24 protein-coding genes and 4 pseudogenes are annotated in these 24194 nt (G+C 53.1%); 17 read left to right on the plus strand and 11 right to left on the minus strand.

Going from position 1 to position 24194, the window contains the following annotated elements:
* Positions 1–16: 16 nt before the first annotated feature.
* Positions 17–619 carry a helix-turn-helix domain-containing protein gene (locus tag M8370_RS17110; RefSeq protein ID WP_013098828.1) on the minus strand — a complete coding sequence of 201 codons (603 nt, stop codon included), beginning with the start codon at positions 617–619 and terminating at the stop codon, positions 17–19.
* A 42-nt stretch (positions 620–661) separates the two neighbouring features.
* Between M8370_RS17110 and M8370_RS17115 the strand changes: the two genes are divergently transcribed.
* The 7 genes and pseudogenes from M8370_RS17115 to M8370_RS17145 form a co-directional block, all read left to right on the plus strand.
* Positions 662–1348, plus strand: coding sequence for a B3/B4 domain-containing protein (locus M8370_RS17115; RefSeq protein ID WP_013098829.1), 687 nt, complete (start codon positions 662–664; stop codon positions 1346–1348).
* Positions 1349–1359: 11 nt separating this feature from the next.
* Positions 1360–2208 (plus strand): dihydrodipicolinate synthase family protein, encoded by an 849-nt coding sequence (locus tag M8370_RS17120; RefSeq protein ID WP_250021473.1) that lies wholly within the window; start codon positions 1360–1362, stop codon positions 2206–2208.
* A gap of 232 nt (positions 2209–2440) precedes the next feature.
* On the plus strand, positions 2441–3166 hold the full coding sequence (locus M8370_RS17125; RefSeq protein ID WP_250021474.1) for a winged helix-turn-helix domain-containing protein: 726 nt from the start codon (positions 2441–2443) through the stop codon (positions 3164–3166).
* A complete protein-coding gene (locus M8370_RS17130; RefSeq protein ID WP_250021475.1) occupies positions 3129–3629 on the plus strand; it encodes a hypothetical protein in 501 nt (166 codons plus the stop codon). The genes M8370_RS17125 and M8370_RS17130 overlap by 38 nt, the downstream gene beginning before the upstream one ends.
* Positions 3630–4056: 427 nt before the next feature.
* Positions 4057–4734: a winged helix-turn-helix domain-containing protein gene (locus M8370_RS17135; protein WP_013098832.1), complete on the plus strand. Its 678-nt coding sequence runs from the start codon at positions 4057–4059 to the stop codon at positions 4732–4734.
* A gap of 120 nt (positions 4735–4854) precedes the next feature.
* Positions 4855–5262: pseudogene (locus tag M8370_RS17140) on the plus strand (amino acid permease); the annotation flags it as partial.
* A gap of 56 nt (positions 5263–5318) precedes the next feature.
* A pseudogene (locus M8370_RS17145) lies at positions 5319–5573 on the plus strand (IS1-like element transposase); the annotation flags it as partial.
* A gap of 42 nt (positions 5574–5615) precedes the next feature.
* Here M8370_RS17145 and tnpC read toward each other — a convergent pair.
* The 3 genes from tnpC to tnpA are packed head-to-tail and all read right to left on the minus strand — an operon-like array spanning position 5616 to position 7925.
* Positions 5616–7154, minus strand: a complete 1539-nt coding sequence (gene tnpC, locus M8370_RS17150) for an IS66 family transposase (RefSeq protein ID WP_227113558.1) — start codon at positions 7152–7154, stop codon at positions 5616–5618.
* A 49-nt stretch (positions 7155–7203) separates the two neighbouring features.
* Positions 7204–7551 carry an IS66 family insertion sequence element accessory protein TnpB gene (gene tnpB, locus M8370_RS17155; protein WP_004114612.1) on the minus strand — a complete coding sequence of 116 codons (348 nt, stop codon included), beginning with the start codon at positions 7549–7551 and terminating at the stop codon, positions 7204–7206.
* Complete coding sequence (gene tnpA / locus M8370_RS17160) at positions 7548–7925, minus strand: IS66-like element accessory protein TnpA (RefSeq protein ID WP_004114613.1); 378 nt, start codon at positions 7923–7925, stop codon at positions 7548–7550. The genes tnpB and tnpA overlap by 4 nt, the downstream gene beginning before the upstream one ends.
* Before the next feature lie 93 nt (positions 7926–8018).
* Between tnpA and M8370_RS17165 the strand changes: the two are divergent.
* The 6 genes and pseudogenes from M8370_RS17165 to pagP form a co-directional block, all read left to right on the plus strand.
* Positions 8019–8351 (plus strand): annotated as a pseudogene (locus tag M8370_RS17165) (IS1 family transposase); the annotation flags it as partial.
* Between the two features lie 17 nt (positions 8352–8368).
* Positions 8369–9406: pseudogene (locus tag M8370_RS17170) on the plus strand (amino acid permease); the annotation flags it as partial.
* A gap of 21 nt (positions 9407–9427) precedes the next feature.
* A complete protein-coding gene (locus tag M8370_RS17175; RefSeq protein ID WP_250021476.1) occupies positions 9428–10690 on the plus strand; it encodes an arginine deiminase in 1263 nt (420 codons plus the stop codon).
* A gap of 9 nt (positions 10691–10699) precedes the next feature.
* A complete protein-coding gene (locus M8370_RS17180; protein WP_250021477.1) occupies positions 10700–11170 on the plus strand; it encodes an outer membrane lipoprotein in 471 nt (156 codons plus the stop codon).
* Positions 11171–11296: 126 nt separating this feature from the next.
* Positions 11297–11674, plus strand: coding sequence for a zinc metalloprotease HtpX family protein (locus M8370_RS17185; protein ID WP_029883828.1), 378 nt, complete (start codon positions 11297–11299; stop codon positions 11672–11674).
* Positions 11675–11830: 156 nt separating this feature from the next.
* Positions 11831–12472 (plus strand): lipid IV(A) palmitoyltransferase PagP, encoded by a 642-nt coding sequence (gene pagP, locus M8370_RS17190; protein WP_250021478.1) that lies wholly within the window; start codon positions 11831–11833, stop codon positions 12470–12472.
* Positions 12473–12643: 171 nt separating this feature from the next.
* On the opposite strand, the gene M8370_RS17195 is transcribed toward pagP, so the two are convergent.
* The gene (locus M8370_RS17195; protein ID WP_013098838.1) at positions 12644–13189 is read right to left on the minus strand and encodes a YfaZ family outer membrane protein; all 546 of its coding nucleotides are present in this window, start codon (positions 13187–13189) and stop codon (positions 12644–12646) included.
* Between the two features lie 247 nt (positions 13190–13436).
* Between M8370_RS17195 and M8370_RS17200 the strand changes: the two genes are divergently transcribed.
* Positions 13437–13694 (plus strand): hypothetical protein, encoded by a 258-nt coding sequence (locus tag M8370_RS17200; protein WP_023622126.1) that lies wholly within the window; start codon positions 13437–13439, stop codon positions 13692–13694.
* A gap of 414 nt (positions 13695–14108) precedes the next feature.
* Positions 14109–15557 carry an alpha/beta hydrolase gene (locus M8370_RS17205; protein ID WP_250021479.1) on the plus strand — a complete coding sequence of 483 codons (1449 nt, stop codon included), beginning with the start codon at positions 14109–14111 and terminating at the stop codon, positions 15555–15557.
* A 139-nt stretch (positions 15558–15696) separates the two neighbouring features.
* Here the strand turns inward: M8370_RS17205 and lsrG are convergent, their stop codons facing one another.
* The 6 genes from lsrG to lsrA are packed head-to-tail and all read right to left on the minus strand — an operon-like array spanning position 15697 to position 21382.
* Entirely contained in the window at positions 15697–15990 is a 294-nt protein-coding gene (gene lsrG, locus M8370_RS17210; protein WP_013098845.1) for a (4S)-4-hydroxy-5-phosphonooxypentane-2,3-dione isomerase, read from the minus strand.
* Complete coding sequence (gene lsrF / locus M8370_RS17215; protein ID WP_029883832.1) at positions 15987–16874, minus strand: 3-hydroxy-5-phosphonooxypentane-2,4-dione thiolase; 888 nt, start codon at positions 16872–16874, stop codon at positions 15987–15989. Before lsrF ends, lsrG begins: the two co-directional genes overlap by 4 nt.
* A gap of 11 nt (positions 16875–16885) precedes the next feature.
* Positions 16886–17887 carry an autoinducer 2 ABC transporter substrate-binding protein LsrB gene (lsrB, locus tag M8370_RS17220; RefSeq protein ID WP_020689399.1) on the minus strand — a complete coding sequence of 334 codons (1002 nt, stop codon included), beginning with the start codon at positions 17885–17887 and terminating at the stop codon, positions 16886–16888.
* Between the two features lies 1 nt (position 17888).
* Complete coding sequence (lsrD, locus tag M8370_RS17225) at positions 17889–18866, minus strand: autoinducer 2 ABC transporter permease LsrD (protein ID WP_250021480.1); 978 nt, start codon at positions 18864–18866, stop codon at positions 17889–17891.
* Positions 18867–19898, minus strand: coding sequence for an autoinducer 2 ABC transporter permease LsrC (gene lsrC / locus M8370_RS17230; protein WP_250021481.1), 1032 nt, complete (start codon positions 19896–19898; stop codon positions 18867–18869).
* Positions 19895–21382, minus strand: a complete 1488-nt coding sequence (lsrA, locus tag M8370_RS17235) for an autoinducer 2 ABC transporter ATP-binding protein LsrA (RefSeq protein ID WP_013098850.1) — start codon at positions 21380–21382, stop codon at positions 19895–19897. Before lsrA ends, lsrC begins: the two co-directional genes overlap by 4 nt.
* A gap of 215 nt (positions 21383–21597) precedes the next feature.
* On the opposite strand from lsrA, the gene lsrR reads away from it, so the two are divergent.
* The gene (gene lsrR, locus M8370_RS17240; RefSeq protein ID WP_013098851.1) at positions 21598–22566 is read left to right on the plus strand and encodes a transcriptional regulator LsrR; all 969 of its coding nucleotides are present in this window, start codon (positions 21598–21600) and stop codon (positions 22564–22566) included.
* Between the two features lie 35 nt (positions 22567–22601).
* Complete coding sequence (lsrK, locus tag M8370_RS17245) at positions 22602–24176, plus strand: autoinducer-2 kinase (RefSeq protein ID WP_250021482.1); 1575 nt, start codon at positions 22602–22604, stop codon at positions 24174–24176.
* Positions 24177–24194: the final 18 nt, after the last annotated feature.

The raw sequence follows: 24194 nt of genomic DNA on the forward strand, positions 1-24194 counted from the left end.
GCCACCGGGCTGCTTTTTATCGGTGAAACTCCGCCACCGTCATGGTAAAGCGCAGCACCTTTTTTCCCTCATTGGCATAGCCGTGCGCGGCTTCCGTTTTCGCCACCGCCGATGCCCCGGCAGCAACCTGCGTAACCGTCTCGTCCACCGTCAGGGTTAATATGCCTTCGTTCACGTGCAGCAGCTCAAAGGTGCCCGCCGGATGCCCCGAAGAGGTAAAACGCTCTCCCGGCTGCATCTCCCACTGCCATAGCTCAATCATATCCGGGCCCGCGGTTCCTGCCAGCAGTCTGGCGCGTCCGCCCTTTTCCCCCTGCCACAGCACCGGGATCGCGGCTTCTTCGATAACGTGCACCAGCGGCTCGCTGGAGACGTTAACGATATCCGCCACTGAGATACCGAGCGCGGCAGCCAGCTTGCACAAAATGGCGATGCTGGGGTTGGCTGCGCCCTTTTCGATCTCCACCAGCATGCCTTTGCTGACGCTGGCACGCCGCGAGAGTTCATCCAGCGACAGTTTTTTCTCTTTACGCCAGTTGCGTATGCGGTTCGCTACGGCCAGGCTTACCTGGGCGATATCGGCACCCTGTTCAGTCATTATATTGACTTTTTCAGTCATTGGTCACTACCATGGTATAAAACAGTCAATACAGGATTATTTATGTCTCTCGTTACGCCGTCAATAGACCCGCGCCTTGCCGCAATTGCCCCGGGCTTTCGGGCGCTGAGCATTCTGGTTGAAGCTGCGCCGGTTACCCACCCGGAAGTCGCTCCGGCCGTGCTCACGCAAGCCTGCCAGCAGATGCTTAATGATGATGTGCCGTGGGCTGACGCGCACCTTTCCGGCTGGGATGAGGTATTTAAGGCCTTCGGCGCAAAACCGAAACGTACGCCCTGCTCGGCATCCGCCTTACGTAAGCGGGTCTTAAAAGACGGCTCGCTGCCACCGCTCGATCCGGTGGTGGATATCTACAACGCGGTGAGCATTCGCTACGCCATCCCGGTTGGTGGAGAAAATCTTGCGACTTATTCAGGCGCGCCGCGCCTGACGCTGGCGGACGGCAGCGAGCCGTTTGATACCTTTAAAGAGGGGCAGCCGGTGGTGGAATACCCGGAGCCGGGCGAGGTTATCTGGCGCGACGACCTCGGTGTTACCTGCCGTCGCTGGAACTGGCGCCAGGGTATACGGACGCGTCTTGACAGTCAGGCGCAAACCATGTGGTTTATTCTGGAAAGTCTGCCGTCAATGCCGCTTACGGCACTGGAAGAAGCCGGAGCGGATCTGATTGATAACCTGCAACGTCTGATGCCGGGTGCAGTGGTGCACAGGCAGTTACTGACCCTGTAAGAGGATAAAAAATGTTTCGTGGAGTCAGCGCATTTCCGTTAACGCCCCTGAAAAACGGCACGTTTGATGAGCAGGCCTTTACGCATCTGCTCTCTCCTGTGGTTGAGGCAGGCGTGGATTCACTGGGCATTCTTGGCTCGACCGGGAGCTATGCCTATCTGACCGTTGAAGAGCGTGCCCGGGTGACACGCTGTGCGGTGGAACATGCCGGTAACATACCGGTTATCGTCAGCATCGGCGCAATGCGGCTGGACGATATTCTGCGTCTGGCTGACGACGCGCAAACGGCCGGAGTCTCCGGCGTGCTGATGGCACCCGTGTCGTACCAGCGATTAACGGATGAGGAAGTATTCAAGCTCTATGAAACGGTGACCCGCCAGCTCTCCGTACCGCTGTGCATTTACGATAACCCTGCCACGACCGGTTTTGCGTTTAGCGATGAATTGCTATTTGCCGTCGCGTCTCTGCCAAATGTAGGCTCCATCAAGCTTGGCCGCGTGCCGGAGGATCTGTCGCAGGTACGTGCCCGGCTTCCTGATACGGTCACACTGGGTATCGCCGGTGACTGGCGGGCAGCCTCAGCCTTGCAGGCCGGGTTTGACGTCTGGTATTCGGTTCTCGCGGGGTTGTTCCCAAAAGCGGCGCTGGCGATAGCGCGTTCGGGGAAAAGTACAGAGTCAGAACGGTTAGAGCCGCTATGGGATCTGTTCCGTCGTTACGGTAGCGTAAGGGTCATCGCGGCAGCGGCGGAAATGAGGGGAAAAGTGGTAACACCCGGCTTGCCGTTCCCGTTGCAGGCAATTCAGGGAGAGCCGCGCGAGGCGCTTTCAGCGATCCTTGCGGAATTGGAACTGGCCTGAAAAACGCCGGGTGGCGCTGCGCTTACCCGGCCACACCGCATCATTCATAAAGTAATCATTCTCAGGAATGGTTGAGAAAGCAACGTCCCCGCCCTCGCAGTTTGTCCCTCTGTCTACGTGTAATTAACCCGGTAAAAATACGTCTTCTCGACTCTTAATAGAAATCAGAAGATTGAATAATAGTAGCGCTAAAATTATAATGCTTAGATTCATTTGCGAGGACGTTTAAGCTATGCAGTACCTACTTGACGGGATAGTGCATTATAATGATGAATCGCGCATTTTAACCGATAATAAACGCGAAGTTGAGCTTTCACTGGCGACGTCGCGATTATTAAATGCACTTATTGACGCCAATAATTCTCAGGTCAGCCGTACTGAACTCCTTGAAAAAGTCTGGGAAGAACATGGTCTGGTTGCTTCTGATAACAACCTGAACCGAAACATATCTCTGTTGCGAAAAGCATTTCTTGAATTCTCGCTTGAAGACAAAATCGAAACAATACCAAAGCAAGGATTTGTACTGCACTGTCGGTGTACTCGTGTTAGTACTACACGTAGTAGCACGTACGAAAAATTTAAAAAAATCTGTTCCTCCCACAAAGGTTTTTACATTAGCACAATAGCATTAACCGTTTTAATGGTGAGCACCATTACTGCCTTTTATTTGTACCATTTAAACGATAGCACTATGCATAAATATAAGTCAGTCGGATTATGCGATGTCTATACTGACGAAAATGGCGTCAAACAAGAGAATATTGACTCATTTTTTAATACAAATTTAGGGCAAAGAATCGCATTAAAATGCCAGCAATATCCCAAAAATATCTATTTTGATGACAACAGAGCGCCTTTAAAAAGCAAGGTGTACTCAACTCACATTGCCCTGTGTGGCAAACAAAATACAGGGAAAGGACATGAATGCGAAAACTTCGTCAATATTAACAACAATTAATATTGTTTTATGCCTGTTGATGCTTCCCTTGCTTGCAATGGGAATATACAAGCTTGTTGGTGTTTATGATTACCTACCGATGAACTGTATGTCGACGGTACATATCAACTATGAAGATTCAAAAAATGTCCAGCAAGGGATTAATGGAAATATCAAAATTGTTTTCCACATTACCAACGATGGTCTCGTCACGGTGAGCGAATACGGCACGTTGAACTATTATGGTAAAGAGTACCTTGTCGATCGTACAGGAAGCATGACCATTGACACAGACGTGCAAAACGGATTCCATAAAGTTACGAAAGGTAAATTTCTTGCTAATCCGCAGGATAATGCACCTTCTGTGCTGGTTGAGAAACTCACCTCAAGCCAGCCTGTCCTGCACTATAAGATCCAGAAGCTTGACACCAAAACCTGGCGAATAAGCGATTTGCAGCGTGCCATATTTATTTGCCGAAAATGAGTTTATTGACGTTCATTGTGCTAATGTTATGAATGCAAGACAGATGTATAGATTGTTAAATCAAAAAATAAAACTCGCACTTAACTCTTAACAAAAACCCAACCAGAAATCAATTGGAGCAACCATACGTTCATCTAAACAAACACTCTACACGCCAAAAAAGCAGAATAAAAACCTTATTAAATGTGATTTTTCTTGATTTAACTCTACTTCCTCTGTTTTTCTCATACTCTTCCCTTCACTTCTTTTATTCTGCATTTTTTTATTTTGTATTTCTAATATCCCTCATAAAACAATTGTTTGAATTTATTTCGAAAGTATTATTTAGCCAACTTTTGGTGACGATGCTTTATCTGTAAAGCATAGAAATCCATTTCATAAAATGTCAAAAACCCTAACAGGCGAAGCAACAAAGTGAGAGGAAGATATGCGCGTGTTAATATTAGATCCTAACATTATAAATCAGCATTATTTGAAAACCCAAATTGAAGAGGCAGGTATTTTAACTGATGTATCTTCGAGTATTGAGGAAGTGGAAATGTTTATGTTTTCAAATAAAGCTGAACTCCTGATTATGGCATCTGAAACGCTTTCCACTGCTGAGTTACAGGCGATTCGTAAGTGGCGACGCGAAGGGCGCACTATCCGCATCATGATCCTTAACAGCAGCAACGATATTGAACACAAGGTGAAAGCGTTTGAAAGCGGCGCTGACGATTATGTTGTCAAGTCTAGTCATATTGAAGAGATTATCATCAGAATTTGGGTTTTAGTACGCCGGAATTATCTCACCCCTTCCAGCCGTATTACTGCAGGTAATTTAGAACTCGACTTAAACAGTAAAGTACTCTTCATCAACAAGCAAAAAATTCGACTGACCCGTTTTGAATTTGAAATTATGAAGCTACTGGTGAAGAACAAAGGCAAGGCGCTGAGCAAACGTAAAATCATGAAACATCTCTATCACGACTGGATGGGTAAAGAAAACAATACCGTCGAGGTGCTTATTGGTCGTCTGAGAAAGAAACTGGCGCCCTACAACAGCGGGCAAATCAGAAATCAAAGAGAAGAGGGTTATTATTACGATCTAAACGGTGCGATCTGAGTTACAGCCAGCCCCTGTGCAGCCTTGATGGCATAAAAATTAACTTCATTTAAGTACGGTATATTTAACGCTTTTAAACTCACACTTCATCAATCACAGCTTCATTGTTAAGACAATTATATGAACAAATCTACGACCAATACGCTATCGCTTTGGTCTTTAACGACGCTTGTCGTCGGAGCGATGATCGGAGCGGGTATATTTTCATTACCTGCTGCATTCGGACGAGCAACCGGTGGGCTTGGTGCAATTATTGCCTGGGTGATTGCCGGTGGCGGTATGCTGATGCTGGCATTTGTATTCCAGAACCTTGCGCAAAGAAAGCCTGAACTCAATGCGGGCGTCTTTAGCTACGCTAAAGCCGGTTTCGGCGAATATCCGGGCTTCATTTCGGCACTTGGTTTTTGGGCGGGTACATGTATCGGCAACGTATCCTATTTTATTTTAATTAAATCAACATTAGGCGCTTTTTTCCCTGCATTTGGCGAAGGTAATACGCTGCTGGCAATCGCTGTCTCATCAGTTGTTTGGTAATGCTACCAACTTACTGATTTAGTGTACGATGGTGTTTTTGAGGTGCTCCCGTGGCTTCCATCTCCATCAGTTGTCCCTCCTGCTCAGCTACTGAAGGCGTGGTGCGTAACGGTAAAAGTACTGCCGGACATCAGCGCTATCTCTGCTCTCACTGCCGTAAAACATGGCAGCTACAGTTCACTTACACCGCCTCTCAGCCCGGTACACACCAGAAAATTATTGATATGGCCATGAATGGCGTCGGATGTCGCGCCAGTGCACGCATTATGGGCATTGGCCTCAACACGATTTTACGACACTTAAAAAACTCGTAAGCGTACAGCGAGAACCGTATTGACGGGGATGTGTTATTCAGTTGGCAGTGTGATGCGCCAGGGTAGCAGCTCGCTGACCCGGTTGACCGGCCAGTCAGCTATGACGTCAAGGACATGGCGAAGGTAGCTTTCTGGATCCACGCCGTTCAGTTTGCACGTCCCGATCAGACTGTACAGCAACGCTCCCCGCTCACCACCGTGGTCTGAGCCGAAGAACAACCAGTTTTTACGACCCAGACTGACCATCCGCAGCGCATTTTCAGCGATGTTATTATCGGCTTCGGCCCAGCCGTTTTCTGCATAGTACGTCAGGGCCGGCCACTGGTTCAGGGTGTACGTGAACGCCTTTGCCAGCTCCGAGTGTCGCGACAGCGTTTTCATTTTTTCACGCAACCAGCTTTCCAGGGTACTAAGCAGCGGTTTCGTTTTCCGCTGACGTTCAGCAAGCCGTTGTTCCGCCAGCATTCCTCTTATTTCCGCCTCCACGGCATACAGTTCGCCGATACGCTTCAGGGCTTCCTCCGTCAGGGCTGACGGCGTGCGAACGTGCACATCGTGGATTTTACGGCGGGCGTGAGCCCAGCAGGCGGCTTCCGTTATCCGGCCATCGCGGTACAGCTCGTTGAACCCGGCGTACGCATCCGCCTGTAGCACACCGCTGAACCCCGCAAGATGGGTCTGCGGATGGATGCCTTTTCTGTCGGGGCTGTAGGCGAACCACACCGCCGGTGCCAGCGCTGACCCGGCGTTGCGGTCATCACGAACATACGTCCACAACCGCCCGGTCTTCGTCTTCTTATTGCCCGGCAACAGCACCTGGACCGGGGTATCATCGGCATGGAGTTTACCGTCAGTCAGGACATAGTCCTGAAGCGCCTCCTCCAGCGGGGACAGCAGCCGGCAGCATGCATCCACCCAGCCCGACAGCAGTGAACGGCTCAGTTCCACGCCCTGGCGACCGTATATTTCAGACTGACGATACAGCGGTGTGTGCTCTGCATACTTTGAGGTCAGCACGCGGGCCATCAGCCCCGGTCCGGCGATACCCCGCTCAATGGGGCGCGAAGGCGCGGGGGCCTGCACGATGGCATCACATTTTGTGCAGGCATGTTTTTCCCGTACGGTCCGGATCACCCGGAAGGCGCTGCGCATCAGCTCCAGCTGTTCAGCGGCATCCTCACCCAGGTAACTCAGCGCACCACCACACTCCGGGCAGCAGGAACCCGCTGGCCGCAGGCGTTTTTCATCGCGGGGGAGTGATTCGGGGAACGGTTTGCGGGTGCGGGTCTGACGCAGAGTGCGCTGTACTGCCGGGTCATCCACCCGACCGGTCAGCGTATCGCTCTCTTTCTGAAGCCGGTTCAGATCGGCTTCCATTTGTGCGATACGGCGGGAGACTTTTTCGGAACGGCTGCCGAAGTTCATCCGGCGAAGTTTATCCAGCTGCGTCTGCAGATGGTCTATTTCGCGCTCCCGGTCTGCCAGCTTTTCCAGCAGGGCACGGTTCAGCGCTTCCTGTTCGGCAAGGCGCTGTTTCAGCAGAAGGATGTCGTCAGAAGAGATGTCATTCATAAGCCAGCATTTTACCAGGCTTATTCTGCGACAACCAGGATAAAGAAGCCTACAGCATGGTCAGGGAGGTCAGCAACCGCTTCGGCTGTCGCCAGTCGATGCCTTCCAGCAGCATTGCCAGCTGCGCCGGGGTCAGGAACACTTTGCCATCGCGAGCTGACGGCCAGGCGAAGCGCCCGCGCTCCAGCCGTTTGGTCAGCAGGCACAGCCCGTCGCCGGTGGACCACAGAAGTTTAACCTGACTGCCGCTGCGGCCCCGGAAGATGAAGACATGGCCGGACATCGGTTCGTCTTTCAGCGCCGTCTGCACTTTTGCAGCCAGCCCGTTGAAGCCGTTTCTCATATCGGTAATACCGGCAACCAGCCAGATTTTGGTGCCTGTTGGTAGCGGGATCATCGCTTCAGTTCCTGTATCAGCAGAGTCAGAAGCTTTTCGCTGACAGTGCCGTTGAGGCGGAGTGTCCCGTGCCGGAACGTTACCTCACAGCAGATGCTGAGCTCTGAGTCCTCAGCGGGCGGTTCTGGTTGTACGGCGGTGGCATCGAGAGTCACAGGAAGTAACTGAGGACTCTCAGAGGAAGGTAATAGCAGCTTTCCCTCGCGCCACTGCTGGCGCCATTTAAAGAGCAGATTGGCATTAATGCCATTTTCAAGCGCCAGTTTTGAGATGGATATCCCGGGTTCGCAGGAGGCAGCAACGAGTTGCTGTTTAAACTCAGGAGAATAATTAGGGCAGCCTTTACGCCTGCCGGGAGTCATATTTTTCTGCATATCTGACACTTTGGTTCCCACTACTTATTTGGTGGACACCACTTTGTCGGATGCTTCAGATTATGACCAGACGGTTCACGCTGTACGCTTACACAAAAACTCAGGCCGCAGTCGGTAAACTCACGTATACAACCGGGCAGTGACGTCATTGTTTGCGCGGAAATGGACGAACAGTGGGGTTACGTCGGCGCTAAATCACGCCAGCGCTGGTTGTTTTACGCGTATGACAGGATACGGAGGACGGTTGTGGCGCACGTATTCGGTGAACGCACGTTGGCCACGCTGGAGCGTCTTCCGGGCCTGCTGTCGGCCTTTGAGGTCGTGGTATGGATGATGGATGACTGGCCGCTTTATGAATCACGCCTGAAGGGAGAACTGCATGACAAAGTCATTGGACATTATCTGAACATAAAACACTACCAGTAAGTTGGAGTCATTACCCAGTTGTTTTATGGTCTTTTCATCTCCTGGTATTGCGGGGTATTAAAGAAGCGGCCTTTATCAATACCCTGGCCACCTGTGCCAAGATCATCCCTATTTTTGTATTTATCGCCATTCTGATAATGGCATTCAAAAAAGAGATGTTTATGCTTAATTTCTGGGGCGGGGCCGCCGGAGAGCCACCTCTCTTCAGATCAATCTTTTCCCAGGTCAGAAGCACCATGTTGGTGACCGTATTCGTATTCCTTGGAATCGAAGGGGCAAGTATTTACTCGCGTTATGCAACTAACCGGAAAGACGTTGGCCTGGCGACCGTATTCGGCTTCATCGGGGTGTTGTGCTTACTGATGTTAGTCACCATGCTTTCTTATGGCGTTATGCCCCAGGCTGAACTGGGGGCCTTACGGCAACCCTCAATGGCCGGTGTCCTCGAAAGCATAGTGGGACGTTGGGGCATGATTTTCATCAGCGTGGGGTTAATTATCTCTGTACTCGGAGCCTATCTTTCCTGGTCATTGCTCGCTGCGGAGGTTATTTATTCCGCGGCGTTGAAAAAGAGCATGCCTGCCGTTTTTGCACGCGAGAATCGCTGGCGGGTTCCCTCTTCAGCCGTATGGTTGACGAATATCGCGATACAGTTGTTCTTAATTATCACTTTTTTCAGCGATTACGCATTCCTGTTAGCCCTTGAGCTAACCAGCGCGATGACGCTTATCCCTTATCTTCTGGTTGCCGCGTATAGCCTGAAGCTGGTTATTACACGAGAAACCTACGAACAGTGCACAAAGGGATATTATAAAGACCTGGTGATCTCTGTCATTGCCACTGCCTATGCCTTTTTGATGATTTATGCCGGCGGATTAACGTATGTGCTGCTGTCCGCCGTTATTTATGCGCCTGGCACACTGCTTTATTACATTGCTAAGCGTGAGCAAAACAAAAAAATATTCTCTGGTACAGAACGAATATTATTTACCGCCATCGTGCTCGCGGCTTTGGCCTGTATTTATGGAATTATAAACGGAAATATTACCATTTAATTACTCTCTTAAGGAGACACTATGCAAGATATACCACTGGGTGTTCACTCCGAGGTCGGCCAGTTACGCAAAGTGATGGTGTGCGCCCCTGGGTTAGCACATAGCCGTCTTACGCCGGGCAATTGCGACCGACTGTTATTTGATGATGTCATGTGGGTAGAGCGTGCCCGTCAGGATCATCTCGATTTTATTAACAAAATGCGCGGATGCGGTGTTGACGTTGTTGAGATGCATGATCTGCTCTCCGAAACGTTGGCTAACCGTCAGGCACGCAACTGGCTCATCGAACAGCAGATTACTGCTGATGAAATCCCGTTGGGTTTGCTTAATGAAACACGCTCGTTCCTGGATTCGTTACCCGCAGATCGGCTGGCTGAGTTTATGATCGGCGGGCTTTCAACCTATGATTTGCTGAACAGACACAGGGGCGATAAAGAAGAACTTGAACTCGTCGGAAGAGCGACAGGGCTGCGTGAATATTTGCTCCCGCCGTTGCCGAATACGCTTTATACGCGAGATACCACCAGCTGGATTTATAACGGGGTTACGCTTAATCCCCTTTACTGGCAGGCTCGTCGTGAAGAAACGTTACTGACCACTGCTATCTATAAGTTCCATCCGGACTTCACCCGTCAGACGATCAATACATGGTGGGGAGATCCAACGCGTTATCACGGATCCGCCACCCTTGAAGGCGGCGATGTTATGCCTATTGGCAACAAGACCGTTTTAATCGGTATGAGCGAACGAACGTCCTATCAGGCCATTGCCCAGCTTGCATCTGCCCTGTTTTCGAACCCGTTTAGCCATGTCGAGCGCGTTATTATTGCCGCGATACCGAAGCTCAGAGCGGCGATGCACCTGGATACCGTATTCACCTTTTGTGACAGAGATTTAGTGACGCTTTATCCCGCCATTGTTGATCAAATCGAAGTCTTTTCACTGATTAAGGACGACTCCCCAGGCGGAATGCGTCTGGAGCATTATTCAGAGCCGTTAACAGAGGTGGTAGCCAGGGCACTCAATTTACGCTCGCTCAGGGTCGTTGAAACCGAAGGCAATGTTTACGACACCGAGCGTCAGCAATGGGATAGCGGAAATAACGTGGTCGCCATGTCTCCAGGTGTCGTTATCGCCTATGACCGCAATACCAAAACAAACGACCGTTTGCGTAAAGAAGGCGTTGAGGTCATTGAAATTGTTGGGAGTGAATTAGGGCGTGGACGCGGTGGCGGCCACTGTATGACATGTCCATTAATTCGTGATGCCGTTGATTACTCATAAGGAAGAGAGATGTTTACACGTTCTGTTTTAATTTTGGCCGGTTTGCTGGCATTGGCTGGCTGTACTGAAAAACCCGTTGATTCTGCCCATCATGCAAGTGCTGCGCTTTCCGGTCAGGTGATGGCACTGTCGCACGGCACAATCACAGGGGTGAGATACATAACAATCCAAAACGACACCGGAAGCAGCGCTGCCGGTACAGTCGGGGGCGCGTTGATTGGCGGTGCTGCCGGTAATGCTATTGGTGGCGGAAGCGGCCGTCTGCTGGCGACGGCTGGCGGTACCGTTGCTGGCGCGATGGCAGGACAGTCGATACAACGAGGAATGGCGCGACATAATGCGGCTGAACTCTTTATTCGTCCTGATAACGGGCAAGAGTTCGTTACCGTGCAGCCCGCCCGTGAAGGTGAATTTGTCGTAGGGCAACGTGTAAATATTACCTCGCATCGCGGTCAGGTAACGATCTCTCCAGCTCAATAACACGCTTTATCATATCTGCCACAACAGGATAATTGTCCTTTTCATTAAGGATGAAAATTTTTTGTGGCAGGTTTTTATCTTTTATTCATTCCATGTGACCATTTATATCCTTAAGAAGGCATCATTGTGACGACTCATCTATTACAATTTTGGAATATGGCAGCCACCCTGTTTTCTATATTCTTTTTTATTGCGTATCTGTTTGTTATTTTCCAGATCGTTACTGATTTATTCCGTGACAATACACTCAACGGCTTCTTTAAATCGCTTTGGATAATGCTGTTACTTTTCATCCCGCTGATCACCTCTGTTTTTTATCTCATTCTGAGAGGTAAGGGAATGGCCAAAAGACAACGTGCTTACAGACTGGATGCGAATGCCGCAGCACAATATAGTCTTTGTAAATCACCAGCGGAACAAATATCAGACGCCAAAAAACTATTAGACCAGGACGTTATTAGCCAGGAGGAGTTCGAACTCCTTAAAAAGAAAGCCATAAATTAAATCACAATGACTAAGGATGGCGTAATATCCAACCTTAGTCATTTCGTTTTAGAACATCAGTCATCTCTGGCGCTATTAACAATTCGTCTCATGTTTTGTTAATGCGCTGGCCTATTTATTATTTTTTAACTACTTTTATCCACTGGAGCGTTCGCAATGAAAAGCACTACCCCCTGGCAGCCCTGTAAGGAAAAAATCGACTTTATCGGCGGCTTTTATCATTTATTTTTGTTGATTTGCTCTGTTTTACTCTGGAGCGGGTTACTTCTTTTTGCCACACGTGCCTATGGCCAGACTCATGCTGATGAAAATGCAGCAAGCTGGGGCAGCAGGATTGTTTCCGATATTACGCAAACCTGGACAGATTATGATAGCCACGATATTTATCTTCCTTTTATCAGCTGGCATAACCGGTTCATGTACGATAAAGAAAAGACCGATCGCTATAATGAAATGCCCTGGGGTGCCGGAGTGGGTGTTTCTCGTCATCACAGCAATGGCAACTGGAGTGCACTGTATGGAATGGTGTTTAAAGACTCACATAATGAGTGGCAACCGGTCACCGGCTATGCATGGGAGAAAGGATGGCATCCAGGCCAACAAAAAGATTTCAGGTTGGGATTAGGGGTGACCGCCGGGATAACGGCGCGTAAAGATATGGGCAACTACATTCCCTTACCGATTATATTCCCGCTTTTTTCAGGGAGTTATAAAAATGTGAATATCCAGTTCACCTATATTCCTGGCACCTATAATAACGGAAACGTACTCTTCGGATGGTTACGTTACAACCTGTAGCAGGGCTCAGCCCTGCATTACACTCTCGGTCTTTTTACTATCAGCGCAGGAAAGGAAATGTTTCAAGAGAAGAAGGAAGAAGAGTATCTGAATAAAAAAGAGGATAAAGACAAATGACTGGATTATATGCAACGACTCACCGCGAGCGTAGGGCTCGCGGTGAGTGTTTGTTTAGAATTGAAGTGCGGCGCCCAGGTAAGCACCATCAAGCAGCGTATGATTAGGCGTACCGGATTTACCATGAACGCTAATATGACGGTAACCCGCTTTGAGTTTCACCTCATCTCGTACCTGCCAGGCCAACCCAGCATCAACTTCAACATAGTTTTCGACGGCATTGTTCAGGCCACGTGGCGCGGTATAACCTTCACCATAGGCATACACCTCATCGCTGAAATGGACACGAACCCCGCCACCAATCGGTGCCGCAAATCCATTATCACCTTTCTTAGGCGCCATATAGATGGCCTTGGCACCTGCGTAAAGATCGGCTTTACCCAGAGACACCTGATAACCCAGGCCGACACCGCCAGAATTACGGCCATCATTATAATTGTTAGCCCAGTTTGCAGTATAAAAAATACCGGTCGGCTCTGGCGCAATTAGTGCATTTAACTCCGTATGTTGTGTACCTAACTGAGCGCCAATTTCAGCGGCGTTAGCACCAACAGAAAGAGTTGAAAGAATTGCCACTACTGTGAGTGTTTTTTTAAACATTTGTTATCACCTAATCTACATTAAAAAAAAGAAGTCAGAACCTTAAACAAGCTCTGTCTGGTGGCTTATTTTAGGGGGCGATGTTATATGAAGTTCAAACAAACAAGAGATCCTCACTCACCATACTCTCATTCATTAATCATCGAGGTGACAGCTGCGTACGCTATAAAATGAAGTGTGTCTAAGTTCCATCTATCTTTTCGCACTAGAATGCCTCTTTATTTTCACCGAAACCAGTGAGGAAACCATGTTCCCGGAAGAAAATATCAGACGGCCCAAAAAACCAAACTTTATCCGTTATCTTTTTCTGTTCAACCTTTTATTGCTGCCCCTTTTCATGATTGTGGCACGCCTGGTCTGGGGACAGGATTTCTTTTCTGTTTCTCCCAATGGCGCTTTGTTCTGGCCGGGCGCTGTCTCGCACGTTTTATTGCTGGGCGGAGTTTGGTTGTTTTTAGATGTTCTGTTTATGATTTGGTTTTACCTTACCAACAAAAAAAACTGAGGAGCAACGCTTATGCTGTTATTTATTTCATGGCTATTTGCATTAGTTGGCAGTGAATTACTGCTGTTACAGATCAATTCAGTAAGCATTATCATGCCTCTCTTATATTTATCTATGGGGATAATGTATTTATATCAAAAAAATAAAATAAGGAATATGTTATAGCTGGATGCAAACTTAAAAAAAACACGCATCCTCAACCTCAAGGTTCTGTTTGTGGCAGCGCTTAGTATTATGTTATCTATCGTCGCGCATATCAATTTCGCCATTAACTCCTTGCTGATCATGCAATGGTTAAAAGCATAGTTTATGCGATGTCCATATCTTTATTCTGTGCCACCATCATCAACCACGCTGCGCTTTAAAACCTAAATACAGCAGATATCAGGTTGAATATCTATGTTTAGAGGATTTATGCGCAAGAAAAGTATTAGAGTGATGAAGCGTTGTATTTTGATCCTTTTGGGCTTCACGCTTTGTGCAATGACAGGCCTGTTTTATTGGGTACAGCGTAGCGGCGAACTCCAGCCCTGGCATACTTTTGTCCCTAATGAATTACGCGAAAACGAGATCGATCGGGCCGACTGGGATGACTATATCAATGCTGAAAACGCCCTCTTCATGGAGGTGCATAACAATGTCGTTATGAAGCAAACCGATCAGGATACAACGAGTTTAAATCGTTATAACCCGTCAAGCCCGGTATTTCCGGACACCCTTCCCACAGACTGGAATCGATCCTATATCATGCGCCCACAGGCGGAACCGAGAGGGGCTGTCGTGTTACTGCACGGACTTACGGACTCCCCTTACAGCCTGCAGCATATTGCCCGGCTCTATCAAAAAGAAGGGTTTGTCGCCATCGGGATCCGTCTACCTGCCCATGGTACCGTACCCGGGGCATTAACGGATGTAAAATGGCAAGACTGGCTGGCAGCAACGCGTCTTGCGGTGCGCGAGGCAACAAAAATGACCCATGCGGATGCGCCGCTACATATTGTTGGCTTTTCCAATGGTGGGGCGCTGGCCATGAAATATGCCATCGATGCCCTTGATGATGAAAGCCTGAAGAAGCCACAACAAATTGTCCTGATTTCTCCCATGATAGGCATAAGCCGCTTTGCTCGGTTTTCGGGAATGGCCGAATGGACAGCCTTTCTCCCGGCCTTTTCTCGTGCGGCCTGGTTAGGTCTGGTACCAGAATTTAATCCTTTTAAATATAACTCTTTTCCCGTGAATGGTGCGCGGCAGGCTTATCTTCTGACTGAGACATTGAAACGGGACCTTACGCGACGCAAGTCATCGGCTGGCTGGAAAGATCTTCCTCATGTGCTTACGTTTCAGTCCGTTCTTGATTCCACAGTCAGTACCCGGGCAGTGCTGGACGTGCTCCATCAAAATCTACCGGATAACGGTAGCGAACTGGTGTTGTTTGATATTAATCGTGCGGTCAATTTTCGTGCACTGTTTCGCCACTCTTCGGATCGCGCGCTATCACACTTACTGGCAACACCACAGCGTACTTACACGACGACTATCGTCAAAAACGCCTCTTCAGAGAGTATGAACATGGTCGCTTCGACGCACTTAGCACACTCAACAACAGCAGACGTGCAGCCCCTTAATGTGCGCTATCCGAGAGATGTTTTTTCTCTATCTCATGTCGCCCTCCCGTTTCCTGTCCATGACTCTTTATATGGAAGTGAACCCTATGAACCGAATCACTATGGTCTGAGTCTGGGTGTTTTACGCGTCAGAGGGGAGCGAGCGGTGTTGCTGGCAGATATGGACTCCTTAATGCGTATCACCTCGAATCCGTTCTATCCCTATCTGATTGAAAGGATTGCTGGCGTCATAAGATAATGGAAGAGGCGTTTTTTAACGTCTCCTCTTCATAGGGGATAGATGAAATAAAAGACAACCGGCGCCAGGGTATAACATCCGTAATTCTTTGCCTCTTTCACCACTATCCCCATTGAATCGCTGGCTGCCGGTTAATTTGTCACTCCGGCAGCAGCCCCACAAAACTGCGTTTTTTGCGTGGCTCCGACATCAGCTCTTCGAGCTTATCCACGCAGGCCAGGTAGTGCGGCGTTTTTTTATGCGCCAGCACCGCCTCTTCGTCTTTATAGGCCTCGTAGATAAAGAACCGGGTTTTCACCCGGGGGTCCTGCAACACGTCAAAACGCAGGTTTCCCGGCTCCTGAATTGCGCCCTCGTGGTTGGCGCGAAACACCTCCAGAAACTCGTCCACCCGCTCGGGTTTGATGTTGATCTCCACTAACGTCACGTTCATTTCGCTTCTCCCTGTTTCTCTTCCTGCCAGAACTGGAACGCCTCCCGGGCGCTCATGTTCTCGTGAACCACTTTCTTCACCGCCTTCAGCATGGCGAGCGGCGCGCTGGACTGGAAGATGTTGCGCCCCATGTCCACGCCGGAGGCTCCCTGGTCAATCGCGCGCCAGCACATCTCCAGTGCCTCGTGCTCCGGCAGCTTTTTCCCCCCGGCGATGACGATCGGCACCGGGCAGCTCGCGGTCACTTTTTCGAATCCTTCATCCACATAGTAGGTTTTAACAAACTGCGCCCCCATTTCGGCGGCAATACGGCTGGCGAGCGAGAAGTAACGCGCATCGCGCGCCATCTCCTTGCCGACGCCGGTCACCGCAAGCACGGGCATCCCGTAGCGTGCCCCCGCATCCACCAGCTTGATGATGTTGTTGATCGACTGATGCTCGAATTCACTGCCAATGTATACCTGCGCCGCCACCGCACAGACGTTCAGGCGCAGCGCGTCTTCCATTGCTACTGCCACGCACTCGTTCGACAGCTCGCCCAGAATTGAGTTACCGCCGGAGGCGCGCAGGACCACCGGTTTATTGGTGGCGGCCGGTACGGTGCTGCGCAAAATACCGCGGGTACACATCAACACGTCGGTTTCGGCGAACAGCGGCGCGATAGAGAGATCGATACGCTCAAGACCGGTGGTCGGCCCCTGGAAATAACCGTGGTCAAAGGCCAGCATCACCGTGCGGTTGCTTTTTGGGTTGAAGATGCGCGAAAGCCGGGACTGCATGCCCCAGTCCAGCGAGCCACAGCCCTTCAGGGTGAACGGTACATTTTGCTGCGGTGTACCGATGCCAAAATCCTTACCGTCTTTGATGTCGTCTAAATCAGCCATTTGCTCCCCCGTCAGAAATCGTATTTGTTGATGTTCTCTTTGGTGAACACCACGCGCTCTGGCAGCAGCACGATGCCGTTGCCTTTTGCTTCATACTGGTAGCCCTGGACGCTGTTCGGCTCGACCTTCAGCGTACCGATATCTTTTACCTCCACGCTGTCGCCGACGTTAAGATCGCCTTTTTTCAACAAACGATCGGCGACATTGACCGCAATTTTGCCCTGTTGCACCACATCCCACAGGCCGAAGGCTTTAACCGTGCCGCGCTCGACGTACGGACGCATGACGTTAGGCGTACTGAATCCGACAATCGCCACCCCTTCCCGCTTCAGGTTTTCCGCCGCCTGCGCCGCGGCAGGCAGAGCGTTGGCATCCGGGGCGATGATCGCATCCAGATCCGGGTACGCTTTTAAGATCCCTTCGGCGGTTTGCAGGGATTTGGTGGCGTCGTTATAGCCAAACTGGGTGGTCACAATCTGCCACTGGGGATGATCTTTTTCGATTTTGGCCTTCGCCTCTTTCACCCACTGGTTCTGGTCGGTGACGGTCGGGCTGGAGTAGAAGAACGCCACTTTGGCATTCGGTTTTGTCACCTGCTTCCCGGCCATCTCCACCAGCAGGCCACCGAGCTGCTCCGGGGTACCCTGGTTGATATAAATGCTGCGGCACTCCGGTTTGGTGTCGGAATCCCAGGTCAGCACTTTGACGCCGCGCTGCATGGCGCGCTTCAGCGCCGGGCAGAGGCCATCCGGCGACACGGCGGAGACGATAATGGCGTTATAGCCCTGGTTGACGAAATTATTGATGAGCTGCACCTGGCCGGAGACGCTCGGCTCGGTTGGGCCGTCGTAGGTGACGTCCACGCCGAGGTCTTTCCCCGCCTCTTTTGCGCCGTTGCCGCCGCTGGTGAAGAAGCCCACCCCCACCAGCTTCGGGATAAAGGCGATGCGGTCCGCCGCCTGCGCCGAGGCGAAGCTGAGGGCCATTGCCAGGACTATCAGTTTTGTTTTCATCTTACGCTCCGGATAGTTTTCTAAAGAGAGAACGCACCCATTCACGGTGCAGACTCAGCGAACGTCCCATCACCACCACAACCAACAGCGCCCCTGACAGCGCGCTCGACACCTGGTTGGGGATGCCGATCATCTGTAACCCCTGCTGCAGGTACCCCACCAGCAGCGCTGCCAGTGCCGTACCGATAACCGAACCTGACCCGCCATAAATATTCGCCCCGCCGAGTACGGCAGCGATGAGGGCAGGCATCAGCAGATCGCGCCCCAGATCCGAGCGCGCGGAACCGAAATAGGAGACCATCACCAGGGCGGCAATGGCCGAGGCGACGCCCACCAGGCCATACAGCGCGTAGGGCATGCCGTTAACCGACAGCGCCGCATAGCGCGCGGCGCGCGGGTTCTGGCCGATTAAGAACAGATGCCGCCCAAAGCGTCCGCGGTGGGTAATCAGCCAGAAGAAGAGCGTAATGAGCGCAAACAGCACCAGCGGAATGGGCAGACCTGACACGGTCAGGTTAGCGAACGCGGTAAAGCTGTCCGGGAAGCCGCCGATGCCCTCATAGCCCGTCGCGCCCGCCATGCCGGAGAGCAGCAGCGCCCCGCCGCCGTAGAGGTAGAGCGTGCCGAGAGTGATAACTAAAGGGCTGATACCCGTGTAGTGGATCAGCGCCGCATTCACCAGCCCGCACAGCAGGCCCAGCAGCAGCGTCAGAGGAATGGCGACCGCCATCGGCCAGCCCGATTGCATCATCACCCCCAGCGCAATGGCGCACAGGCCAATGGTTGAACCGAGGGAGATATCGATCCCGCCGCTGATAATCACCAGCGTCAGCGGCAGCGCCACAATGCCGATGCAGATAAAATCGCTGGTGCTGAACAGCAGCATGTTGATGTCGAGCATCCGCGGGTTGATGGCGCCAAAGAGCAGGATCTCCAGCACCAGTAAGATCAGCAGCGCGCTTTCCCAGTTAAGCTTCATTTACGCCACCTCTTTTTTGCGTTTGGGAAATGGGGTGACGTGCTTTCCCCCTCTGTTACCCGGCTGGAAGCGACCGTATTTCAGCGCCCGCTGATGACGCGCCAGCGCCTGGCGCAGACGCCCGTCGAGCACCAGCACGCCCAGCAGCACCAGCCCGGCGATAAAGTCATTCCACCACGCCGGGAGCTTAAACAGCACCAGTACGGTGTCGATTTGCGTCAGGAAAAAGGCCCCAAGCAGTGCGCCAATCAGCGTGCCCGTCCCGCCCAGCAGCGAAATGCCGCCGAGCACGCAGGCGGCGATGGCTTTCATCTCCAGCCCGCTCCCGGTCTGGTTTGGCACAAAGCCAATCTGCGCGGCAAAGACAATCCCGGCGCAGGCCGCCAGCATGCCGTTGAGGGTAAAGGCGATCATCCGCGTGCGGTTGACCGCCACGCCCAGCTGGCGCGCGGCGGCAAGGTTATCGCCCACGGCATAGAAATCGCGTCCAAACGCGGTACGCGAGAGCATCCACGCGCCGACGGCGGCCAAAAACAGCACCACCATGCCGAGCGGCGAAATGCCCACGGCTACGGGTTCAGAGAGGGATTTCAGCCCCGGCGGTAACCCTTCAATCCACTTTCCACCGGTCCAGAGCAGCATCGCCCCGCGATACAGCCCCAGCGTGCCGAGGGTGGCGACAATCGCCGGGATGCGCAGCGCCACCACCAGCAACCCGTTGAACGCCCCTGCCAGCGCGCCGACAGACAGCGCGAACAGCATAGACACCGGCAGGCTGTAGCCATTGTTCAGCGCCACGCCGACGGCGATGGCGGAGAGCCCCACGGTGGAGCCCACGGAGACGTCAATATTGCGGGTCAGCATCACCAGCGCGGCGCCAAGCGCCAGCAGGATCAGGATTTGCGCGCTGGCGAAGATCATCCCCAGCGTCTGAAGGCTCAGGTACGCCGGATTAAGCGCCACCAGCACGGCAAACAGCGCCAGAATGGCGAGAAACGCGCTCAGCTCGCGGTTTTTCAGTAACGTCTTCATGATTGTCCTCCGAACGCCAGCGCCATCATCCGATCGAGGCTGACGGCATGGCGCGGCAACTCGCCGCTAAGCACGCCCTGGTGCATGACCAGCACGCGATCGGCAAGGCCAGGAAACTCATCGAGATCGCTTGAGATCATCAGCACCGCCACGTTCTGCGCGGCCACGCTTTTGATGAGCTGGTAGATATCGGCACGTGCCGACACGTCCACGCCGCGCGTCGGTTCATCGACGATCAGCAGTAACGGGTTGGCTTCCAGACAGCGGGCCAGCAGCACTTTCTGTTGATTCCCGCCGGAGAGGGTGCGCACGGTTTGATCCGCATGGTTGAGTTTGATCCCCAGCGCGCGGTGGTAACGCTCCACCACCGCGGACTCCCGCTTGCGCTGCTGCCAGAGAGACGGCTCGTTCAGCGCCACGGTGTTCCAGCGGATGGGTGCATCCAGGAACAGGCCGGACACCTGCCTGTCTTCCGGCAGATAAACCAGGCCTTTGTCCAGCCGGGCGCCCACGCTCTCGTGAGTGATCTCCTGATTCTCCAGCCAGACCCGTCCGCCACGCACCGGACGCAGGCCGTAGAGCGTCTCGGCAAATTCGGTGCGCCCGGATCCGACCAGCCCGGCCAGACCGACGATCTCGCCTGCGTAGATCTCAAGCGAGAGATCGATAAACCCCTCCCCGGTAAGATCGTCCACGCGCAATACCGGAAAATCCTGCGGCTGGGTGCGACGGTTTCCCGGCAGCGCCAGCCACAGTTTTTGCGCATCGCTTAAGCCTTTCTCCCGGCTCACCGGCGTCATGGCGGCAATCAGCGCGTTATCGTCGAACTGCGCGGTTTCCCCGCTGAGCACTACGGCACCGTCGCGCATCACCGAGACGTGGCTTGCCAGCTGGCGGATCTCCGGCAATTTATGCGAGATAAAGACGATACCGACGCCCAGATCCTGCAGGGCGCGGATCTGGCGAAACAGACGTTCGGTTTCACCCGGCGTAAGGGAGGCCGTGGGCTCGTCGAGGATCAGGATCGTGGCGTTACGCATCAGACCGCGCAGGATCTCCACCATCTGCTGATCCGCCACTTCCAGCGTGCTGGCGGTGGCGTCGAGATTTAGCTGGCACTGCAGCTGCTGCAGCTTCTCCGTCAGCCGATTCTCTCTTTCCCGTTCACGCGGCAGGCGGAAAAGGATGTTTTCCCGCACCGTCAGATTGGGGAACAGGAGCGGTTCCTGGGGCACCAGATAGATACCTAACTTATGGGCCTGCACGGGCGTGAGCCGCGCATATGAATGACCTGCTACGGAAAGTTCACCGCTGTCCGGTGTCTCCACCCCGGCGATGATCTTCATCAGCGTCGATTTACCCGCGCCGTTCCCGCCCATCAGCGCATGCACCTGGCCCGCAAGCAGCGTGAAATCAATGCCTTTCAAAACCGGCACCCCGGAAAACTGCTTGCAGATGGCTCGTGCTTCGATAAGTGGGGTCATCATCGCTCCGCTATTGAACAAATGATTTTTAGATTTAATAATGTTCAAAAGCGTAGACGGTGAACTATATTTACAACCGTGCAGGGATCACAGTTTTATCGATTAAGATACATCTGAGAAAGAAACTATCTAAATGATCCGTTTTGCCGCGTGGCTCACACTTTCGACCTGCGCCGTCACGAACATATGATCTAAATTTTTATAAGAGTTCAATTATGAGCGATAAACGCACTGCGGAAGAAGGTCGGTTTGCCGGGCTGGCACTGGCGGAAGAGGAGCTGGTTGCCCGCGTGGCCTGGTGTTACTACCACGACGGATTGACGCAAAACGACATTGGCGAACGGCTCGGCCTGCCGCGCCTGAAGATCTCTCGCCTGCTGGAGAAAGGTCGCCAGTCAGGGGTGATCCGCGTGCAGATCAACTCCCGCTATGAGGGCTGTCTGGCACTGGAAACCGAACTGCAGCAGCGCTTTGGGCTAAAGCTGGTGCGCGTGCTGCCAGCACTGAATACCCCGCCAATGAACGTGCGGTTAGGCATTGGTGCCGCGCAGTCGTTAATGGGCGTGCTGGAACCCGGCCAGCTGTTAGCGGTGGGATTTGGTGAAACCACCATGAGCAGCCTGCAGCATCTGAGCGGCTTTATCAGCTCGCAGCAGATCCGTCTGGTCACCCTTTCCGGCGGCGTGGGGCCGTATATGACCGGTATCGGCCAGCTGGACGCGGCATGCAGCGTCAGCATGATCCCCGCCCCGCTTCGCGTCTCCTCCGCCGAGGTGGCCGGGATCTTAAAACGTGAAACCAGCGTGCGGGACGTGATCCTCGCCGCAACGGCGGCCGACGTGGCGGTGGTCGGGATTGGGTCCGTGAACCAGCGTCGTGATGCAACGATATTGCGCTCAGGCTACATCAGCGAAGGTGAACAGCTGATGTATGCCCGTAAAGGGGCCGTCGGCGACATTCTCGGTTATTTCCTCACTGCCGAAGGAGAGTGCGTTGAGGAGCTGGAGATCCACAAAGAACTGCTTGGCGTCACGCTTGATGAACTGGCGCAGTTACCTACCATCGTCGGCGTGGCTGGCGGTGTTGAGAAAGCCGATGCGATTTACGCCGCACTGAAAGGTCGCCGTATCAATGGCCTGGTGACGGAAGAGACAACAGCCCGCGCGGTGCTGGCCCTGACGTAACGGGGTAAGCCCTGCGCTAACAACGAGGCAAACTCATGAGTTACCTTTTAGCGTTAGATGCAGGGACAGGCAGCGTGCGTGCCGTTATTTTCGATCTGCTGGGCAACCAGGTTGCCGTGGGTCAGGCCGAGTGGCAGCACCTGAGCGTGGAAAATGTGCCGGGCTCGATGGAGTTCGACCTCAATACCAACTGGCGGCTCACCTGCCAGTGCATCCACCAGGCGCTGGATCGCGCGCACCTGAGCGCGGCGGATATCCAGTCCGTCGCCTGCTGCTCCATGCGCGAAGGGATTGTGCTGTATGACCGCAACGGTGAGGCCATCTGGGCCTGCGCCAACGTCGACGCCCGCGCCAGCCGCGAGGTGGCCGAACTCAAAGAGATCCACGACAACCAGTTTGAATCCGAAGTGTACGACGTTTCCGGCCAGACCCTGGCCCTGAGCGCCATGCCGCGTCTGCTGTGGCTGGCGCACCATCGCCCGGATATCTATCGCAAGGCTGCCACTATTACCATGATCAGCGACTGGCTGGCGGCGAAGCTCTCCGGCGAGCTGGCGGTCGATCCATCAAATGCGGGCACTACGGGGATGCTGGATCTCTTCTCCCGCGACTGGCGGCCAGCGCTGCTGGATATGGCCGGGCTGCGCGCCGATATCCTCTCTCCGGTGAAAGAGACCGGCACCGTGCTGGGCGCTATCACTAAAGAGGCCGCGCAGCAGAGCGGCCTGCGTGAAGGCACCCCTGTGGTGATGGGCGGAGGCGACGTGCAGCTGGGCTGTCTGGGGCTGGGCGTGGTCCGCGCCGGGCAAACGGCGGTGCTGGGTGGTACCTTCTGGCAGCAGGTGGTCAATCTGCCGCAGGTGCGCACCGATCCTGAGATGAATATTCGCGTAAACCCACACGTCATCCCCGGTATGGCGCAGGCGGAGTCGATCAGCTTCTTCACCGGCCTGACCATGCGCTGGTTCCGCGACGCCTTCTGCGCGGAAGAGAAGCTGATCGCCGAACGTATGGGGATGGACACCTATTCCCTGCTCGAGGAGATGGCGAGCCGGGTGCCCGCGGGTTCGCATGGCGTGATGCCCATCTTCTCCGACGCGATGCATTTTAAGCAGTGGTACCACGCCGCCCCGTCGTTTATTAACCTCTCCATCGACCCGGAAAAGTGCAACAAAGCGACGCTGTTCCGCGCGCTGGAAGAGAACGCGGCGATTGTCTCGGCCTGCAACCTGGCGCAGATCTCACGTTTCTCCGGCGTTAACTTCGAGAGCCTGGTGTTTGCCGGAGGCGGTTCGAAGGGGGCGCTATGGAGCCAGATTTTAAGTGACGTCACCGGTTTGCCGGTGCGCGTACCGGAAGTGAAAGAGGCGACGGCGCTGGGTTGCGCCATTGCCGCCGGAGCCGGGGCAGGACTGTTTGCGGATATGGCCACCACCGGCGAGCGGCTGGTGAAATGGAGCCGCGAGTTTACCCCGACCCCGCAGCACCGGGCGCTGTACGATGGCATGATGCAGAAGTGGCAGGCGGTGTACGCCGACCAGCTCGGTCTGGTGGACAGCGGGCTGACGACGTCAATGTGGCAGGCACCGGGGCTGGTGCGTTCCCCCTAACCCCGGCCCTCTCCCTAA

Source organism: Enterobacter cloacae complex sp. OE43NF (genome assembly GCF_023544405.1).
Classification (GTDB): domain Bacteria; phylum Pseudomonadota; class Gammaproteobacteria; order Enterobacterales; family Enterobacteriaceae; genus Enterobacter; species Enterobacter cloacae.

What these genes read in the sequence shown, in the direction of transcription:
- lsrR (WP_013098851.1), top strand. Translation starts at nt 21,598, where the DNA reads ATGAGCGATAAACGCACTGCGGAAGAAGGTCGGTTTGCCGGGCTGGCA.
- M8370_RS17195 (WP_013098838.1), bottom strand. Translation starts at nt 13,189, where the DNA reads ATGTTTAAAAAAACACTCACAGTAGTGGCAATTCTTTCAACTCTTTCT.
- M8370_RS17200 (WP_023622126.1), top strand. Translation starts at nt 13,437, where the DNA reads ATGTTCCCGGAAGAAAATATCAGACGGCCCAAAAAACCAAACTTTATC.
- lsrC (WP_250021481.1), bottom strand. Translation starts at nt 19,898, where the DNA reads ATGAAGACGTTACTGAAAAACCGCGAGCTGAGCGCGTTTCTCGCCATT.
- tnpC (WP_227113558.1), bottom strand. Translation starts at nt 7,154, where the DNA reads ATGAATGACATCTCTTCTGACGACATCCTTCTGCTGAAACAGCGCCTT.
- M8370_RS17180 (WP_250021477.1), top strand. Translation starts at nt 10,700, where the DNA reads ATGTTTACACGTTCTGTTTTAATTTTGGCCGGTTTGCTGGCATTGGCT.
- lsrG (WP_013098845.1), bottom strand. Translation starts at nt 15,990, where the DNA reads ATGAACGTGACGTTAGTGGAGATCAACATCAAACCCGAGCGGGTGGAC.
- M8370_RS17135 (WP_013098832.1), top strand. Translation starts at nt 4,057, where the DNA reads ATGCGCGTGTTAATATTAGATCCTAACATTATAAATCAGCATTATTTG.
- M8370_RS17175 (WP_250021476.1), top strand. Translation starts at nt 9,428, where the DNA reads ATGCAAGATATACCACTGGGTGTTCACTCCGAGGTCGGCCAGTTACGC.
- lsrA (WP_013098850.1), bottom strand. Translation starts at nt 21,382, where the DNA reads ATGACCCCACTTATCGAAGCACGAGCCATCTGCAAGCAGTTTTCCGGG.
- M8370_RS17125 (WP_250021474.1), top strand. Translation starts at nt 2,441, where the DNA reads ATGCAGTACCTACTTGACGGGATAGTGCATTATAATGATGAATCGCGC.
- lsrB (WP_020689399.1), bottom strand. Translation starts at nt 17,887, where the DNA reads ATGAAAACAAAACTGATAGTCCTGGCAATGGCCCTCAGCTTCGCCTCG.
- M8370_RS17115 (WP_013098829.1), top strand. Translation starts at nt 662, where the DNA reads ATGTCTCTCGTTACGCCGTCAATAGACCCGCGCCTTGCCGCAATTGCC.
- pagP (WP_250021478.1), top strand. Translation starts at nt 11,831, where the DNA reads ATGAAAAGCACTACCCCCTGGCAGCCCTGTAAGGAAAAAATCGACTTT.
- M8370_RS17120 (WP_250021473.1), top strand. Translation starts at nt 1,360, where the DNA reads ATGTTTCGTGGAGTCAGCGCATTTCCGTTAACGCCCCTGAAAAACGGC.
- lsrD (WP_250021480.1), bottom strand. Translation starts at nt 18,866, where the DNA reads ATGAAGCTTAACTGGGAAAGCGCGCTGCTGATCTTACTGGTGCTGGAG.
- tnpA (WP_004114613.1), bottom strand. Translation starts at nt 7,925, where the DNA reads ATGCAGAAAAATATGACTCCCGGCAGGCGTAAAGGCTGCCCTAATTAT.
- M8370_RS17130 (WP_250021475.1), top strand. Translation starts at nt 3,129, where the DNA reads ATGAATGCGAAAACTTCGTCAATATTAACAACAATTAATATTGTTTTA.
- lsrK (WP_250021482.1), top strand. Translation starts at nt 22,602, where the DNA reads ATGAGTTACCTTTTAGCGTTAGATGCAGGGACAGGCAGCGTGCGTGCC.
- M8370_RS17205 (WP_250021479.1), top strand. Translation starts at nt 14,109, where the DNA reads ATGCGCAAGAAAAGTATTAGAGTGATGAAGCGTTGTATTTTGATCCTT.
- lsrF (WP_029883832.1), bottom strand. Translation starts at nt 16,874, where the DNA reads ATGGCTGATTTAGACGACATCAAAGACGGTAAGGATTTTGGCATCGGT.
- M8370_RS17110 (WP_013098828.1), bottom strand. Translation starts at nt 619, where the DNA reads ATGACTGAAAAAGTCAATATAATGACTGAACAGGGTGCCGATATCGCC.
- tnpB (WP_004114612.1), bottom strand. Translation starts at nt 7,551, where the DNA reads ATGATCCCGCTACCAACAGGCACCAAAATCTGGCTGGTTGCCGGTATT.